The 16,540-nt window shown below is 37.7% G+C and carries 11 protein-coding genes; 10 read left to right on the top strand and 1 reads right to left on the bottom strand.

Features of this window, described 5'->3' with window-relative positions; genetic code table 11:
* Nucleotides 1-80 precede the first annotated feature (80 nt).
* Nucleotides 81-830, top strand: coding sequence for a M17 family peptidase N-terminal domain-containing protein (locus tag ASG31_RS12040; RefSeq protein WP_056032743.1), 750 nt, complete (start codon nt 81-83; stop codon nt 828-830).
* Nucleotides 831-932: 102 nt separating this feature from the next.
* Complete coding sequence (locus ASG31_RS12035; protein WP_056032738.1) at nt 933-1,661, top strand: lamin tail domain-containing protein; 729 nt, start codon at nt 933-935, stop codon at nt 1,659-1,661.
* A gap of 388 nt (nt 1,662-2,049) precedes the next feature.
* Here ASG31_RS12035 and ASG31_RS12030 read toward each other — a convergent pair whose 3' ends face one another.
* A complete protein-coding gene (locus ASG31_RS12030) occupies nt 2,050-2,424 on the bottom strand; it encodes a Crp/Fnr family transcriptional regulator (RefSeq protein ID WP_056032735.1) in 375 nt (124 codons plus the stop codon).
* Between the two features lie 742 nt (nt 2,425-3,166).
* On the opposite strand from ASG31_RS12030, the gene ASG31_RS12025 reads away from it, so the two are divergent.
* The 8 genes from ASG31_RS12025 (at nt 3,167) to ASG31_RS11990 (ending at nt 16,528) form a co-directional block, all read left to right on the top strand.
* Nucleotides 3,167-3,892: an NUDIX hydrolase gene (locus ASG31_RS12025; RefSeq protein WP_056032731.1), complete on the top strand. Its 726-nt coding sequence runs from the start codon at nt 3,167-3,169 to the stop codon at nt 3,890-3,892.
* Nucleotides 3,893-3,905: 13 nt separating this feature from the next.
* Nucleotides 3,906-5,390 (top strand): xylulokinase, encoded by a 1,485-nt coding sequence (locus ASG31_RS12020; RefSeq protein ID WP_056032728.1) that lies wholly within the window; start codon nt 3,906-3,908, stop codon nt 5,388-5,390.
* A 108-nt stretch (nt 5,391-5,498) separates the two neighbouring features.
* Nucleotides 5,499-6,827 (top strand): xylose isomerase, encoded by a 1,329-nt coding sequence (gene xylA / locus ASG31_RS12015; protein WP_056032725.1) that lies wholly within the window; start codon nt 5,499-5,501, stop codon nt 6,825-6,827.
* Between the two features lie 52 nt (nt 6,828-6,879).
* Complete coding sequence (locus tag ASG31_RS12010) at nt 6,880-9,747, top strand: SusC/RagA family TonB-linked outer membrane protein (RefSeq protein WP_056032722.1); 2,868 nt, start codon at nt 6,880-6,882, stop codon at nt 9,745-9,747.
* Nucleotides 9,748-9,759: 12 nt separating this feature from the next.
* Complete coding sequence (locus ASG31_RS12005) at nt 9,760-11,718, top strand: RagB/SusD family nutrient uptake outer membrane protein (protein WP_082504547.1); 1,959 nt, start codon at nt 9,760-9,762, stop codon at nt 11,716-11,718.
* An 82-nt stretch (nt 11,719-11,800) separates the two neighbouring features.
* Nucleotides 11,801-12,976 carry a mannonate dehydratase gene (gene uxuA / locus ASG31_RS12000; RefSeq protein WP_056032719.1) on the top strand — a complete coding sequence of 392 codons (1,176 nt, stop codon included), beginning with the start codon at nt 11,801-11,803 and terminating at the stop codon, nt 12,974-12,976.
* Nucleotides 12,977-13,007: 31 nt separating this feature from the next.
* Nucleotides 13,008-13,823 (top strand): SDR family oxidoreductase, encoded by an 816-nt coding sequence (locus ASG31_RS11995; protein WP_056032716.1) that lies wholly within the window; start codon nt 13,008-13,010, stop codon nt 13,821-13,823.
* A 242-nt stretch (nt 13,824-14,065) separates the two neighbouring features.
* A complete protein-coding gene (locus tag ASG31_RS11990) occupies nt 14,066-16,528 on the top strand; it encodes a glycosyl hydrolase family 95 catalytic domain-containing protein (protein WP_056032712.1) in 2,463 nt (820 codons plus the stop codon).
* Nucleotides 16,529-16,540 lie beyond the last annotated feature (12 nt).

The following is a 16,540-nucleotide window of genomic DNA, read 5'->3' as shown; positions in this document are numbered from 1 at the left end:
AATAACATTAAAACAAAAATAAATTAACAAAATTATCATCAGCCAGAGCAAATTGCTCAAGCTAAAAAGCAAAAAATATTATGAAAAATATCGTAAAAAATACAGTTAGCAAATCATTATTAATCGCAGGACTAGCATTTTCAACCCTGACATTTGCACAAACCACTGCAACTACAACCAACGCTTCTGCAAAAACCACAGCCATCGGAACATCCAAAAACTGGGGTTCAGTGGACGGAATTTCTATGATTGGTTTGGTTCTTGGACCATCTTCGGCCGACGCTCAACTGCAGGTGGCCTGTGTTTTCGAATATACTGATAATGATATTCACAGCGCTCAGGCGTTGCCTGCCAACTTAAACGGTTTGGTGCATCTTGATGAAGCTTTGAAGGGTGAATTCACCAAAATCAGACAGTCTGGTCAGTTCAAAGGCCATTCTTTGGAAACCTTGTTGATTACGCCTCCCGCAGGTTCTATGTCAGCAAAAAAATTGTTATTGATTGGTTTGGGCGACCGCAATAATTTCACTCCGGAGCTGATGACTTCCGTAGCAGAAGTGGCTACCAGAGAAGCTTTGAGATTAGGTGTTACCAACTTTGCCTTTGCCAGCGACTTAAAAGATGCCGGAATTGATTCTCCAACGGCTCTGGTTGCAGGAAATGTGGTGAAAGGTATTGTCTTAGCAAACCGTTCAGAAATTTATTTAAAAGAACACAACCTTTCCAAAACAAAGAAGCTTGAAAAAGTTTATCTTTTGGCTGGTCCGTCTTTCTTTGAAGTTGCCGGTGGCGGAATCCAGGCTGCGATTGCGGAAGTGAATGAGAAATAATAAGAAATTTGGTAATAACTACTTTTTGTACAAATATAAATATTATCTGGATGACTAGAATAAAAGTAAAAAACGGCGCCGACTGAAGTCAGTTGGCGCCGTTTGGCTTTTTATGAACGTAACAGCATTATAAAATCTTTTTTTAATAGACAGCCTGCAGCAATCACTAATGACTTCATTGAACTGAAAAACATTGGCAGCACAGCCGCCTCTCCTAATGGCGCAACCCTGCAATATGGATCTCCCACGGGAGGATTTACAAGTTATTATTCAATCCAGTCGATTACTCTTGCTCCCAATCAGACATATCTGATTCAGCAGGGTAGTAATAGACTCGGAGGTTTGATAAATCTACTCAATCCGAATCTAACTAGAAATGTTGTGCTGGGATTCGATGGCTCCACAAATATTTCTGTGGATGTTGGTCTTGCACTGAAATCCGGTAAAGTTGCACTCGCCAGCAACTCCATACAGATTACAGGGCCGACAGCCTCCAACGTACTTGATTTTGTAGGATATGGTGCAACTGATGAATACGAGGGTTCCGGAGCTGCTCCATCGCCCACAATCCTGAACTTAATCAGCAGAACTTCGGGAGACACCAACAATAATACTGTAGATTTTACTGCTACATTGCCAACTCCTCAACCTATATCGGGAACTCTTTCGGTAAAGGACGTAAATGATCTGTCTGCGCGAAATAATTTTATTAAAAACAATCACCTAAAAGACTGCGAAATCGTATTTAATGAAGTTGTTAAAGACGTGAAAATTTACTCGCTATCAGGAAAACTTGTAAGATCTGCAACGGTGACAAAAAGGATAGACTGAAGATAACGGAACTGGATAAAGGAAATTATATTGTTACAGGAATAATCAGCAATGAACCAGTCTCGATTAAATTCTAAAGGACTGATTTTTCTCAAACAGCTGTCATTTGACAGCTTTTTTTTTGATTATAGATTGAGAAAAAAAACAGCCAACACAACGGTTAAACTAAATTTACTATTATTAAGATGTTACAGGAATAAATATAAAGATGAAAACTGACGAGAATTCTTTCCGTTTGTAAGTTTAAGTGCAAGACAAATTGAAACGTTGATCGAACAACATCATGTATTATAATTACGCAGGAAATTGTTTCTAAAATAATTTAAGTTTTTATTTGATTTTATAAAAGTAGGCACCAAATAAACTTAAATAATATTTTCTATTAATGCTAAACGAATGCAAACTGTGGAACTGTGTCAACCAAGTGAAAGTAGTCGTCGCGGTTGATGACCAGCAAGTCTGAAGGTTCAATAGTCTGCATAAATTCATACGATGGTTTTTGATTGATAAGACTTGGTAAAGCGGTTCCAAAAGCATTCTCAAAATGAAAATATCTCGTTCCTTCTTCTCCGTCCATATTAATATTGAAAAGCCTTATGCAGCCTTTATTCACAAAATAGAAGTGTTTGCAAATTTCTCCTTTCTTCAATAGAAATTCGTTTCTTTTGGTTTTTTTAATTTTGAAATATGAAAAGATGTTATAAAACGCCCTATCGTCAATTTCAATTCTTGCTTTCAAATAATTTTCTAATTGTGTATACATTTAATTTTTATATGGTTTATTAAAATAGAGAGGGTAACTTGTCTGTAATCATATGATACCAATGCCAAAGCAGATGATTTGAAATTAAATTTGCCGGTTTAATCACTTGCCTTTCCACGTACTTAAAATTCTAAATTTATTTCATAATAAATTTTTCCGCAAATTTTAGACATATTTAGTGAATGAGCTAATCATCAGTTGAGTTGACGGAAGGTCTACAGTTCTACACATAATATTTAAATTTGCACCGCTATCATCAACCTCATATATCTGAGAAATAATGAAAAGAAGATAGAAGATCTCCCTGATTTAAATATCAAACATCAAACATCGTAAAGTGGTTATTTTTCTATAAAAATTAAAATTGCGCAAAATTTCATGATTAATGACAGGTTTTGGTGAAAATTCAAGAGCGTTTTTTAAGCTTTATTTACTAAAATTTTGATTTTGTTAACTTTTTACTAAGAAATATTACTTCACTGTGTCACTACCGTTATCATAAAACCGAAATTAATGAAGATTAACTTAATAAGTGTGTTATTAACATTTAATATGTTTGATATTAGATAATTGAAGATGTAATATCTTTCTAAATATGATAACCTTATCATAACTTTAATTCAATTCTTATCATGCTAAATCGGTATGTAATTAACTGATATTTAATATATAATGTGATTTTATTTTTTTTTATCGATCATATTTTTATATTTGTCGTGTTACGTAAATGTTAACATTGAATATGGCTCCAGATTTTATACATACATATGTTTCAGTTGACTGTGTTATTTTCGGATTCGACTCAGATAACAAGTTGAATATTTTATTGGTTCAGAGAAAATCTGATGATGATACAGACGTAATGCTTAGGAAATTGCCTGGAAGCCTGATTTTTAGTAATGAGGATGTAAATGATGCCGCAGGAAGAGTTCTCTTTGAGCTGACCGGATTTAAAAAAATGCCCTTAAAACAGTTTAAATGTTTTGCTGATCCATTTCGTGCAAGCAATAAAAACGATATCAACTGGATGGGAAAGGAGTATAAACATAATATAGACAGGATAATCACAGTAGCTTACCTTTCTCTATGCAAAATCGATCATAAAATCGAAAGTTCCAAATATGAAAACGTTGAATGGTATCCGGTTGATAAAATTCCATCGTTGCCATTTGATCATAATAAGATAATACAGGAATCGCTGATTGAAATAAGAAGATGGATCGAAAGTGACTTTTCTATTATTTTTGAGCTCCTCCCAAAAAAATTCACGATAAGACAGTTGTATCAACTGTACTGTGCATTGAGCGAGAAGAAGATTGATATCAAGAATTTTCATAAAAAAGTTTCTTCTTTTAGCTATATAATCCCACTGGATCAGATAGAAATAAATGTATCTCACAGAGCTGCTAGATTTTACAGGTTTGACGGGAAGGTCTACAAGAAAAGTAATTCAAAATTAATCAAATAAACAAGTTCACAGAATGTATTTATTAGGATATGATGTAGGTAGTTCATCTGTTAAAGTTTGTCTAGTGGAAGCATCAAGCGGAAAAGTAGTGGCCTCTGATTTTTCACCTAAAAAGGAGATGAAAATTATTGCATTGCAACCGGGTTGGGCTGAGCAAAATCCTGCTGACTGGTGGACAAATCTTAAATTGGCGCATGAATCAGTAATGCATCAGGCTGGAATAAATGCTGATGACATTAAAGGTATCGGAATTACTTGGCAGATGCACGGCCTTATACTGGTGGATAAAGATCAAAATCTTCTGAGACCTTCTATAATATGGTGCGATAGTCGTGCCGTGGACTATGGTGAAAAAGCATTCATGCAAATTGGTGCTGAAAAATGCCTTTCTCATCTTCTGAATTCACCAGGAAATTTCACTGCCTCAAAATTGGCCTGGGTTAAAGAAAATGAACCTGAGATATTTGAAAAAATAGACAAAATTATGTTGCCGGGAGATTACATTGCAATGAAATTATCAGGAGAGATCGGTATTACAGTGGAGGGCCTTTCAGAAGGGATTTTCTGGGATTTTAAAAATAACTGTATCTCTCGCGATGTAGTTGAACATTTCGGAATTCCTGAAAGTTTTTTTCCTGAAATTATACCAACATTTGGTATTCAATCAACAGTTTCAGCAGCAGCAGCAACCGAGTTGGGCTTGAAAGAAGGTACACCTATTTCCTACAGAGCCGGAGACCAGCCGAACAATGCATTGTCACTAAATGTATTCAATCCCGGAGAAATTGCTTCTACTGCAGGAACATCAGGTGTTGTATACGGAGTTTTAGACCATTTGGATTACGACAAACTTTCAAGGGTAAATACATTCGCACATGTTAATCATACACATGAGCAACTGAGATTGGGAGTGTTGTTATGTATTAACGGAACAGGCATTTTAAATTCCTGGCTAAAACATAATTTCGCAACATCACTTTCTTCTTATGGAGACATGAATGAGCTTGCATCGCTTTCACCTATCGGCTCAAAAGGTTTAAGTATCATTCCATTTGGGAATGGAGCAGAACGGGTTTTGGAAAACAAAGACACCAGATGTTCTATTCACGGTATTAATTTTAACATACATTCCAAAGGTGACGTGTTAAGAGCTGCACAGGAAGCGATTGTTTTTTCTTATGAATACGGGATGAATATTATGAGAGGGATAGGAATGAACATTAACGTGATTCGTGCAGGTAATGCCAATATGTTTCTCAGCTCAATTTTCAGGCAGTCTCTTGCCAGCGTCAGCGATGCTGTAATAGAGCTCTATGATACCGACGGTGCAGTAGGTGCTGCCAGAGCTGCTGGCATAGGAATAGGTTTTTATGCAGATTCTAACGAAGCATTTGCATCACTGGAAAAAATAGCTGTCATAGAACCTGAACATGAGAAACGTGATCAGTATCTGGAAGCATATTCCGGATGGCATGACCATCTTCAGGAGATCATTTAATCAAAAAAAACATTTAAAGATATAAAGACTTACTGCATAAAAATTATCAGTGAGCAGGGATATTTCACATTAAAACCGAAATTTTTTTATTAATAAAATCAACAATATATGAACGTTTTAAACTCAACAACGGAATTTTTTTCAGGAATAGATCAGATCAAATTTGAAGGTAAGGAAAGCAGAAATCCGCTGGCATTCCGTCATTACGATGCAGAGAAAATGATTATGGGTAAACCAATGAAAGACTGGATGAGGTTTGCCATGGCGTGGTGGCATACTCTGTGTGCAGACGGAAGCGATCCATTCGGTGGACCAACTATTCATCATCCATGGTCAAAAGGAACAGATGCCATATCAAGAGCGAAATATAAGATGGATGCAGGATTCGAATTTATGCAAAAAATGGGCTTTGGTTACTATTGTTTCCATGATATAGATTTAGTAGATCCTGCAGATAACTGGAAAGATTATGAAAAAAACCTGCAGACAATCGTGGAATTTGCAAAGGAAAAACAACAGGAGTCGGGGATTAAACTTTTATGGGGTACAGCCAATGTATTTACAAACGAAAGATATATGAATGGTGCTTCTACCAATCCGAACTTTGATGTTGTGGCATGCGCAGGGACACAGGTAAAGAATTCTATTGACGCAACAATTGCTTTGGGTGGAGAAAATTATGTGTTCTGGGGAGGAAGAGAAGGTTATATGAGTTTGTTGAATACCGACATGAAGCGTGAAAAGGAGCATCTTGCCCGTTTCCTTACAATGTCCCGTGATTATGCAAGAGAACAGGGTTTTAACGGTAATTTTTTAATCGAACCAAAACCGATGGAACCTACAAAGCATCAATACGATTATGATGCTGAAACCGTAATAGGCTTTCTTAAAAACTATGGATTAGAAAAAGATTTTAAATTGAATCTTGAAGTGAACCATGCAACATTGGCAGGTCATACTTTTGAACATGAATTGCAAGTAGCGGTTGATGCTGGAATGCTTGGAAGCATTGATGCAAACAGAGGCGATAACCAAAATGGATGGGATACTGATCAGTTTCCTGTAGATTATTTTGATCTTGCACAGGCATGGCTGGTTATTCTTGAAGGAGGTGGTTTAGGTTCCGGAGGGGTTAATTTTGATGCTAAAATCAGAAGAAATTCAATTGATGCAGATGATTTGTTTATTGCACATGTTTCAGGAATGGACGCATTTGCAAAAGGATTATCTGTAGCAGCCGATATTCTTGAAAATTCAGATTACAAAAAACTGAGAACAGAAAGATATTCGTCTTTTGACAGCGGAAATGGTAAGGCATTCGAAAATGGTGCTCTTACTCTGGAAGATCTGAGAAAAATAGCACATGAGACCGGTGAACCTCATCCGAAAAGCGGTAAACAGGAATTGTTTGAAGCTTTAGTAAATATGTATATCTAAAAAGCGAAAATTTAATTTTTGTTACCCTAATATTAAAAACAATATAATAATTATGAACCTATTTTATTTAAGTAAAAGCAATAAGGCTGCACTTTTCTTTGCGATGACCTTATTACCTTCAAGCTTGGTTTATTCTCAGACTGATAAAGATACAATTCCGACTGAAAAGAAAATTGAAGAGGTTGTTGTAATCGGATACGGAACCCAAAAAAAAGAATCGGTAACAGGATCTGTATCTTCTTTAAGCGGAAGTGCCCTTAAAGAAGTTCCATCAGCAAATATAACAGATGCACTACAGGGCCGTCTACCGGGAGTGGATATTGGAAGAACATCTACAAAACCTGGTGCTGTACAACAGATTCGTATCAGAGGTGAGCGTTCACTGACAGGATCTAATGATCCGTTAATTGTTCTGGATGGAATTCCTTTTATTGGATCGCTGGCAGATATCAGCCCTTCAGATATCAAAACTCTGGATGTTCTTAAAGATGCTTCAGCCACAGCAATCTACGGATCACGTGGCGCGAATGGAGTTATTATTGTCACTACGAACAGGGGAGGTAAAAATCAAAAAGCAAGATTTACTTATAATGGCTACACAGGATATCAAAGTATTTTCTCTAAATATCCGGTGATGGACGGCCCCAAATTGGCAAAGTTAAGAGCTGATGCGAATATGGTTGTTAATGGTCCCGACGAATTAAATACCAACAACACAGACTGGCAGGATCAGTTTTACGGTTTGGGTCTTATGATGAATCATGATGTTGGTGTCAGCGGTGGTACAGAAAAGGGAGGATATAATTTTGGCGTTGCCTACTTCCAGCAAAACGGGGTAGTACCTTTACAAAGTTACAAAAGACTTTCAATGAGAGGATCCCTTGATCAGGAGGTGAATAATTGGCTAAAAATTGGATTCTCTACAAATTCTAACTTTTCTATAAATGATTTTAACAGTGTAAGTGGTGCGCCAACCTTAGGATACTCACCATTAACGACGCCTTATCTTGCTGACGGGTCTCCGAGACTGAGAACTGTATTTGCAAATCTTGATCAGACAGCATTACAAACCAGATCAATCTTAGAAAATTTAGGTGATGCGTACGCAGACCGAACAAACGCTTTCAGTTCATATAATAATTTGTATACTGAAATTAAAATACCAAGTATCGAAGGCTTAAAATACAGATTAAATGTTGGTCTTACTTACAGAAATTCTAATAGCGGATATTATTTAGGTACAGGAGCTTTAAATTACAATCCTGCCACTTTATCCAATGCGAGCATCGGGAATTCGTTAACTACACAATGGGTAATTGAGAACCTTGTTACTTATGACAGAACTTTTGGTAAACACAAAATTAATGCTACAGGGTTATATTCTGCTGAACAGACAAGATTCAACAGTTCTTCGATAGGAGCACGTGATGTGCCAATCGATGCATTTCAATATTTTAACCTTGGTCAGGCTCAGGGAGAAATTACAATCAACCCAGCCAATCAGGGATATTATAAAAGAGGTCTGATGTCTTTCATGGGAAGAGCCATGTATCAGTATGACAACCGATATATGATCACAGCTACAATTAGATCAGACGGCTCATCAGTTTTAGCACCAGGATACCAGTGGAATACCTATCCCGCAGTTTCTGTAGGATGGAATGTTGCTAATGAAAGTTTTTTACGTGACTCAAAATTTGTCAATATATTAAAATTGAGAGCGGGATACGGACAAACTTCTAATCAGGCAATTGCTCCTTATTCAACTTTTGGAAGTTTGAGCACTACACCGTATAATTTTGGAAGCAGTAACGCTATCGGAAATTATGTAAGCAATGCTCCAAACGCTTCACTAGGATGGGAGTTTTCAAAAACGTACAATTACGGATTAGATTTCACAATTCTTAACAGAAGAATAAATGGTACCGTCGAATACTATCTTACCAATACTGAAAAGTTATTATTAGGAAAAGGTCTTCCTGCGTCCAGTGGTTTAGGTTCAGTGACTGAAAATGTGGGATCTTCTCAAAACAAGGGTATTGAAGTTTCTCTTAATGGTATTATATTTAACAATCCAGATGGTTTCAGTTGGGAAGTTGGAGGTAATCTAGCAGCAAACAAAAACAAAATAACCTCCCTTGCGTCCGGGCAGGATAGGAATGAAGGTAACCTGTGGTTTGTGGGCTATAATATTAATGCAATCTACGATTATCAATACGTGGGGCTTTGGCAGCAGGGAGATCCTTATTTGAATATCCTTGAACCACAGACAGGTGCTGCGCCGGGAATGATTAAGGTACTTTATACAGGTGGATATAATGCTGACGGAAGCCCAACCCGTGCTATCGGACCCGCTGACAGACAAATTATCAACACGAACCCGGATTTTATTGGTGGTTTCAATTCAAGATGGGCTTACAAAAATTTCGACCTGAGTGTTGTAGGTGCATTTCAGAAAGGTGGTGTGTTAGTAAGTACAATTTACGGCTCTTCCGGTTATCTTAACAGACTTACAGGAAGAGGAAATAACGTGGACGTTGATTACTGGTCACCCGAAAATACTGACGTAAGAAATCCAAAACCGGGTGGATTGATGAGTGGTGACAACCCGAAATATGGTTCTACACTGGCATTATTTGACGGTTCTTTTGCAAAAATCAGAACGATAACTTTAGGCTATAATTTTGATAAAAATGCAATTGATAATTTAGGAGTGAGCAATCTCAGACTGTATGTTACAGTTCAGAATCCGTTTGTATTTGGTTCTCCGTATTACAGATATTCAGGAATGGATCCTGAGCCGAATTCAAGAGGAAACGAAAATCAGGCTGTAAATTCTTACAAAGCAAATCAACTGGTGATAGGTACCAATAACCCTTCGACCAGAAATTACATGATTGGATTAAATCTAACTTTTTAAAAATCAGAAACTATGCTTAATTTAAATAAAAAATTTATTGCTGCTGTATTTTTAGCATCATTAACGTTCACCACCGGCTGTAATGAAATCCTGGATGAGCAGCCAAGAGGTATTTACACACCCGATGATTTCACAACAGAGAGAGGTATCTCTCAGGGAGTTACATCTTTATACAGACAAACAAGACTTCTTTACGGAAACGGATATTTCCTGAATGCTAATATGACAGGTACCGATGAGGCTACCTGGGCTCAAAGTGCGGATGGAAATTTTAAAGATCTTGATATGACAGGCGGAACTGGAAGTATCAATTCCAATACATTTCCTACAAGTATGATTTGGGGATCTGTTTTTCCATCTATCAACACCGCAAACGGGATTATCCAGAATGGTTCAGGAGCAGGTATTGCTGAATCACTGATATCAGAAGCAAGATTCTTCCGCTCTTTCTACTACTTTTTGTTGGTTCAGACTTACGGTGGAGTACCACTGGACTTAGGATCTGGAGAGCTGGCCTTTAATATTACGCCAAAAACGACTTCAACAAGAAACACAGTTACTGAAGTTTATACAAAGGCTATTATTCCTGATTTGATTAAAGCAGTTGACAATCTTCCTGTAAATCCAAGAGTGACAGGAGGAGTTACTAAAAATGTTGCGAGACTTATGCTTTCTAAAGCATACTTAACCTACGCATGGTGGCTGCAGAATCCTAACAGTATTCCTACATATCCCGAAACTCCCAGAACAGACCCGGCTGGTCATAATGCACAGTATTACTTCCAAAAAGCGTACGATGTAGCTTTGGAAGGTATTAATGCACCTGGTCCTTACGGTTTGATGCCTACTTACTACGATATTCACAGAGGTGATAATGACAGAAACAAAGAATGTATGCTTTACGCAGATCATACAGAAACAAGTGCTTATTTTAATGAAGGTGTTATTCAGGCAAGTTATGGTGACGGCTGGTCTCCGAATAATTTTGCAGCATGGATGTTTACTTTTAACTATACCAACCTTAAAAGTAGCTTATCTAGTTCAACTTTCACCAATGCAAGTTCTGTTCAGCGTGCAGCTACTCAGTCTTTAGGCAGACCTTGGGTTCGTATGGCTCCGACTATTGAACTTTTAAAAAATACTTTTGCGGATAAAACCAATGATTCCCGATATGACGGAACTTTTGTTACAAGCTATAGAGGAAACTGGAATAAAGAAGGTACAGGTCTTACGAATGTTTCAACACTGTACAATGCCAACAATTTACCTATACAACCTGGAGACGCTGTTCTTTCATTCCTGAACGATGATTCTCAGCTACCGGTATATCCTTCCGGAGCGGGACAAAACGGTGTAGGTGCCGGAGTTTTACCTGGCAGAGCCGATTGGGTAGTTGCACCTAGCGGAGTAAGCAGAATTGTCTATCCGGGAGTTTGGAAAATTGGAACTTACCGTACAGATAATGGCAACGGTTTAGGATATCCAAATCCAAGTTTAACCCGTCCTTTTACTATTGCAAAATTCTCAGAATTTTATTTCCTGGCGGCTGAGGCTGCAATTAAAGGTGCATCAGGATCACAATCTGCAAGAGATCTGATAAATGTGCTTCGTGCAAGAGCTGGCAAATGGGTTTACAGTGTAGGCGCAAACGCTCCTAAAGTGCAGGACAATAGCGCAGCAATGATTGCCGCTACTCCTGCAACCATAACTATAGATTACCTTTTGGCAGAAAGATCAAGAGAATATTATGGAGAAGGATACAGATGGTATGATTTGGTGAGAACTCAAACCTGGGCTGCTAAATCAGCATCATATTCAATAGGTGGTGTTAATTATGGAAATCATACTCCACAGACTGTGACGAGAACAATTCAGCCGTTTCACTATTTGAGACCAATTCCACAAGGTCAGTTAGATGCAATGGAAGTATCAGCCGACATCAAAGCAAAATACCAGAATCCTGGTTACTAATTGATTATTTACATTCATATTAACAGCTGCAAAGTAGGTGTAACCATTACACCTGCTTTGTTTTAATGAAAAAATAAAGTTTATGGAAAAAACCTGGCGTTGGTTTGGAAAAAAAGATAAAATAAAATTAGATATGCTCCGCCAGATTGGGGTAGAAGGTATTGTTTCGGCACTACACGACATTCCGAATGGTGAAGTTTGGACTCTCGAAGCCATTAATGATTATAAAAATTATATAGAAAGTTTCGGACTTCGCTGGTCTGTAGTTGAAAGCCTTGCCGTGAGCGAGTCTATCAAATACGGAGGTGCAGATAGAGATTTTCTTATTGAGAATTATATTAAAAGCTTGGAGAATTTAGGGAAAGCAGGGGTGAAAACTGTTTGCTACAATTTTATGCCAGTGTTGGATTGGGCCCGGACAGACCTTTATTTTCAGTGGGCAGACGGTTCTTCATCATTATATTTTAACAAAGCCAAATTCGCTTATTTTGAAATTCATATTTTAAAAAGAAAAGGTGCGGAAAAAGATTATAATTCGGATATTCTTCAAAAAGTTGAACAACTAAAAACAACTTTAACCGACGAAGACAACAATGATTTGATTGACTCAATCATCGTGAAAACCCAGGGTTTTGTGAATGGAAATATCAAAGAAGGCGACAAAAATCCGGTTCAGTTATTCAAAAATCTATTGGCATTGTACGATGGAATTGATAAAGATCAGCTTCGCCAGAATATGAAATATTTCCTCGAAAAAATAATGCCTGTTTGTGAAGAGTACGACATCCAAATGTGTGTTCATCCGGATGATCCACCATTTTCACTGTTAGGTTTACCAAGAATTGTAACCAGCGAAGAAGATATTGACTGGTTCCTGAATGAAGTTGATAATCCCCACAACGGATTGACTTTTTGCACAGGATCTCTAAGCGCCGGACTTCAAAATGATGTACCCAAATTAGCCCAGAAATATGCTTCGAGAACAAAATTTGTTCATTTGAGAAGTACAAATGTTTTTGATAACGGAGATTTTATCGAAGCAGGCCACCTTGAGGGTAGGGGAAAGATCATCGACGTTGTCAGAATTTTTGAAAAAGAGAATCCCATCCTGCCCATGAGGATAGATCACGGCCGTCTTTTGACAGATGATATCGGTAAAGGATATAATCCTGGTTATTCTTTTCTGGGAAGAATGCTGGCGTTAGGCCAGATTGATGGGGTGATGGCGACAGTTCAGTCAGAATTGCAAAGAAATTAGGAGTCAAAGAAAAATTATTTTAAAAGTAAAAATGAACAATATATTCAGCATAAAAGGTAAAGTTACTATAATTACAGGAGCATCAGGAGTTCTTGGAGGAAGCCTTGCTAAAAGTTTCATTGAAGCAGGTGCAGTAGTAGTTGCTTTGGGAAGAAATCAGGAAACTTTGGATGCACGTGTGAAAGAGCTCTCTCATCTGGAAGGGGAAGCTTTTGCGGTGGAAGCTAATGTAATGAACATTGAAAGTCTTGAAACTGCCGCAGAAAAAATTGTAGAAAAATATGGAAGAATTGATGTCCTGCTCAATATTGCAGGAGGAAATATCCCTTCAGCAACACTTTCTCCTGAGCAATCATTCCTGGATATGAATATTGATGGTTGGGATGATGTAACCGATCTTAATATCAACGGGACAGTGTATCCCAGTCATGTTTTTGGTAAAGTCATGGCAAAGCAGGGCAGTGGCAGCATCGTCAATATTTCTTCGATGGCTGCATATTCAGCAATTACACGTGTGGCAGGTTATTCAGCGGCTAAAGCAGCTATTACCAATTTTACGCAATGGCTTGCTTCAGATCTGGCCTTGAAATTCGGTGACAAAATACGGGTTAATGCGATTGCTCCGGGATTTTTCATTGGTGATCAAAACCGTGCGATTTTACTTAATGCTGATGGATCACTTACTGAAAGAAGTAAGAAGGTAATTGCTAAAACTCCGATGGGCCGTTTCGGCAATGCAGACGAGTTAAATGGAGCAGTACAATTTCTCTGTTCTGATGCCGCAAGTTTTATCACGGGTGCTTTGCTTCCAATCGACGGAGGATTCAGCGCATTTAGTGGTGTATAAATAATGTTATATTTTCTTCATATAGTAACAAGGCCTTAAGGATTACTTTCAATAAGGTCTTGTTTTTCCGGTCTCTTAACCTAAATCAAAACTAAATTGGTTTATAAGATTAAATTCTATACACAGTTTTAACTTATGTTATAGTCGTAAAAATACTTGAGAAAAGATCTAAAATCCAAATTCTTTAACCTGACGACTTCGTTAATTGAGATCGGATATTAAACGAAGTACAAATAGCTAAAATGAATTTTAATCATTGCATATTAATTATCTGTCTGTTCACTACTGGACTTTCCCCTGCACAGAAAGGAGGGAAATTTAAGCTATGGTATGACAAGCCAGGCAAACAATGGGTGGAAGCATTACCTGTTGGAAACGGAAGATTGGCGGCAATGGTTTTTGGCGATCCTTCAAAAGAAAAACTTCAGTTGAATGAGGGCACATTCTGGTCGGGCGGGCCTTCCCGGAATGATAATCCTGATGGTCCAAAAGTATTGGATTCTATCCGGTATTATTTATTTAATGGAAATTACAAAAGGGCGGAAATACTTTCCAATAAAGGATTAACTGCAAAAAAACTGCACGGTTCGGCATTTCAGAATGTCGGATATTTGAATCTTGATTTTAATAATCTCGGCAATGTTAAAGAGTATTACCGCGAACTTGATATTGAAAAAGCAATAGCAACAACGAGTTTTGAATCGCAAGGCATTCATTATAAAAGGGAAGTTTTCGTTTCAGTTCCAGATCAGGTCATCGTGATAAAATTAAGTGCTGACAAAAAAAATGCACTAAACTTCAAGGCCGGATTTAGCAGCGAACTGAATAAAAATACAGAAGCAATTGATGCCAATACCTTGCAGATGGACGGAATTTCTTCCACTTTGGACGGCGTTCAGGGACAGGTTAAATTCAATGCATTAGCTAAATTTGTTACTAAAGGTGGAAAAACTACTGTTTCAGGAAACGGAATTTCTGTTGCCAATGCAGATGAAGTGATGATTCTGATTTCGATTGCCACCAACTTCACAGACTACAAAAATCTGAACACCGATGAAGTTTCAAAAAGCAAAAATTACATTACTCAAGCAGAAACAAAAAACTTCAAAACTTTACTTAGAAATCATCTCAATGCATATCAGAAATATTTCAAAAAGGTAGATTTCAATCTTGGAACTTCTCCTGCTTCACAATTTCCTACGGATTTGCGTGTGAAAAACTTTGCAACGAATTATGATCCTGAGCTAATTTCACTGTATTATCAATTCGGACGTTACCTTTTAATTTCCTCATCTCAGCCGGGCGGACAGCCTGCAAACCTTCAGGGGATCTGGAATAATTCCAATAAACCGGCCTGGGACAGCAAATATACCATCAACATCAATACTGAAATGAATTATTGGCCGGCGGAAAAAACCAATCTTCCTCAAATGCATGAACCATTGATTCAAATGATAAAAGATCTAAGCATTACCGGGGCAGAAACGGCAAAAGTAATGTACAGAAGCCGTGGTTGGGTTGCCCACCACAATACAGATATATGGAGAATTACCGGAGTGGTTGATTTTGCGAATGCCGGACAATGGCCGATGGGCGGGGCCTGGCTATCCCAACATTTGTGGGAAAAGTACCTGTATAGCGGAGACAAAAATTATCTGAAATCCATCTATCCGGTTTTGAAATCTGCAACATTATTCTATGAAGATTTTTTAATTGAAGAACCAACACACAGATGGCTTGTGGTGAGTCCTTCCATGTCTCCTGAAAATATTCCGCAAGGGCATAAGGGGATTGCCTTGGCATCAGGAAATACGATGGATAACCAATTATTGTTTGACTTGGTCAACAAGACAAAAAAAGCTGCACAACTCTTAAATATAGATTCAGATAAAATTCCGGTTTGGAATAATATCATTTCAAAATTACCACCGATGAAAATCGGAAAATACGGACAATTGCAGGAATGGATGGAAGACTGGGACAACCCGAAAGACAATCACAGACACGTTTCTCATTTGTACGGATTGTTTCCGGGAAATCAAATCAATCCTGTCACAACACCTGAACTTTTTGATGCTGCAAAAACAGTTTTGTTACACCGCGGCGACGTTTCCACAGGTTGGTCGATGGGCTGGAAGATTAATCTTTGGGCTAAACTTTTCGATGGAAATCACGCCTATAAGTTAATTAAGGATCAGTTGACATTGGTAGAAAATGACGGATGGGGAGAAAACGGAGGTACTTATCCGAATCTGTTCGATGCACATCCACCTTTTCAGATAGACGGAAATTTCGGTTGTACTTCGGGAATCACGGAAATGCTTTTGCAGACACAAAACGGAAGTATAGACATTTTACCTGCACTTCCTGATGAATGGAAAAACGGTAATATTTCCAGGCTTAAAACTTATGGAGGTTTTGAGGTCAGTATTGTTTGGAAAAATAATCAGGCAACCGAAGTGACTATAAAATCAAATCTGGGCGGAAACTGCAGGATTAATTCACCTAATGAGTTGATATTGAAAGGCAGAAACAATTTAAAACCGGCATCCGGAATTAATGAAAATTCCTTTTTTGAAATTCCGAAGATCAAAGAACCTATAATTTCGCCAGAAGCAAAATTGAATGAGGTTAAAATGAAAGAAAGATTCATCTATGATTTTTCAACAGAAGTAGGGAAAATTTATACATTAAAAATTAAATAATAATCTAAAAAA

The organism is Chryseobacterium sp. Leaf404, assembly GCF_001424145.1.
Classification (GTDB): domain Bacteria; phylum Bacteroidota; class Bacteroidia; order Flavobacteriales; family Weeksellaceae; genus Chryseobacterium.
Note: the sequence above shows the minus strand (reverse complement) of the source record. Positions and strands in the feature narration are given on the sequence as shown.

Excerpts from the sequence above, each read along its gene's own strand:
- ASG31_RS12040 (WP_056032743.1), top strand. The coding sequence starts at position 81 with ATGAAAAATATCGTAAAAAATACAGTTAGCAAATCATTATTAATCGCA.
- ASG31_RS12030 (WP_056032735.1), bottom strand. The coding sequence starts at position 2,424 with ATGTATACACAATTAGAAAATTATTTGAAAGCAAGAATTGAAATTGAC.
- ASG31_RS12025 (WP_056032731.1), top strand. The coding sequence starts at position 3,167 with ATGGCTCCAGATTTTATACATACATATGTTTCAGTTGACTGTGTTATT.
- ASG31_RS12020 (WP_056032728.1), top strand. The coding sequence starts at position 3,906 with ATGTATTTATTAGGATATGATGTAGGTAGTTCATCTGTTAAAGTTTGT.
- xylA (WP_056032725.1), top strand. The coding sequence starts at position 5,499 with ATGAACGTTTTAAACTCAACAACGGAATTTTTTTCAGGAATAGATCAG.
- ASG31_RS12010 (WP_056032722.1), top strand. The coding sequence starts at position 6,880 with ATGAACCTATTTTATTTAAGTAAAAGCAATAAGGCTGCACTTTTCTTT.
- ASG31_RS12005 (WP_082504547.1), top strand. The coding sequence starts at position 9,760 with ATGCTTAATTTAAATAAAAAATTTATTGCTGCTGTATTTTTAGCATCA.
- uxuA (WP_056032719.1), top strand. The coding sequence starts at position 11,801 with ATGGAAAAAACCTGGCGTTGGTTTGGAAAAAAAGATAAAATAAAATTA.
- ASG31_RS11995 (WP_056032716.1), top strand. The coding sequence starts at position 13,008 with ATGAACAATATATTCAGCATAAAAGGTAAAGTTACTATAATTACAGGA.
- ASG31_RS11990 (WP_056032712.1), top strand. The coding sequence starts at position 14,066 with ATGAATTTTAATCATTGCATATTAATTATCTGTCTGTTCACTACTGGA.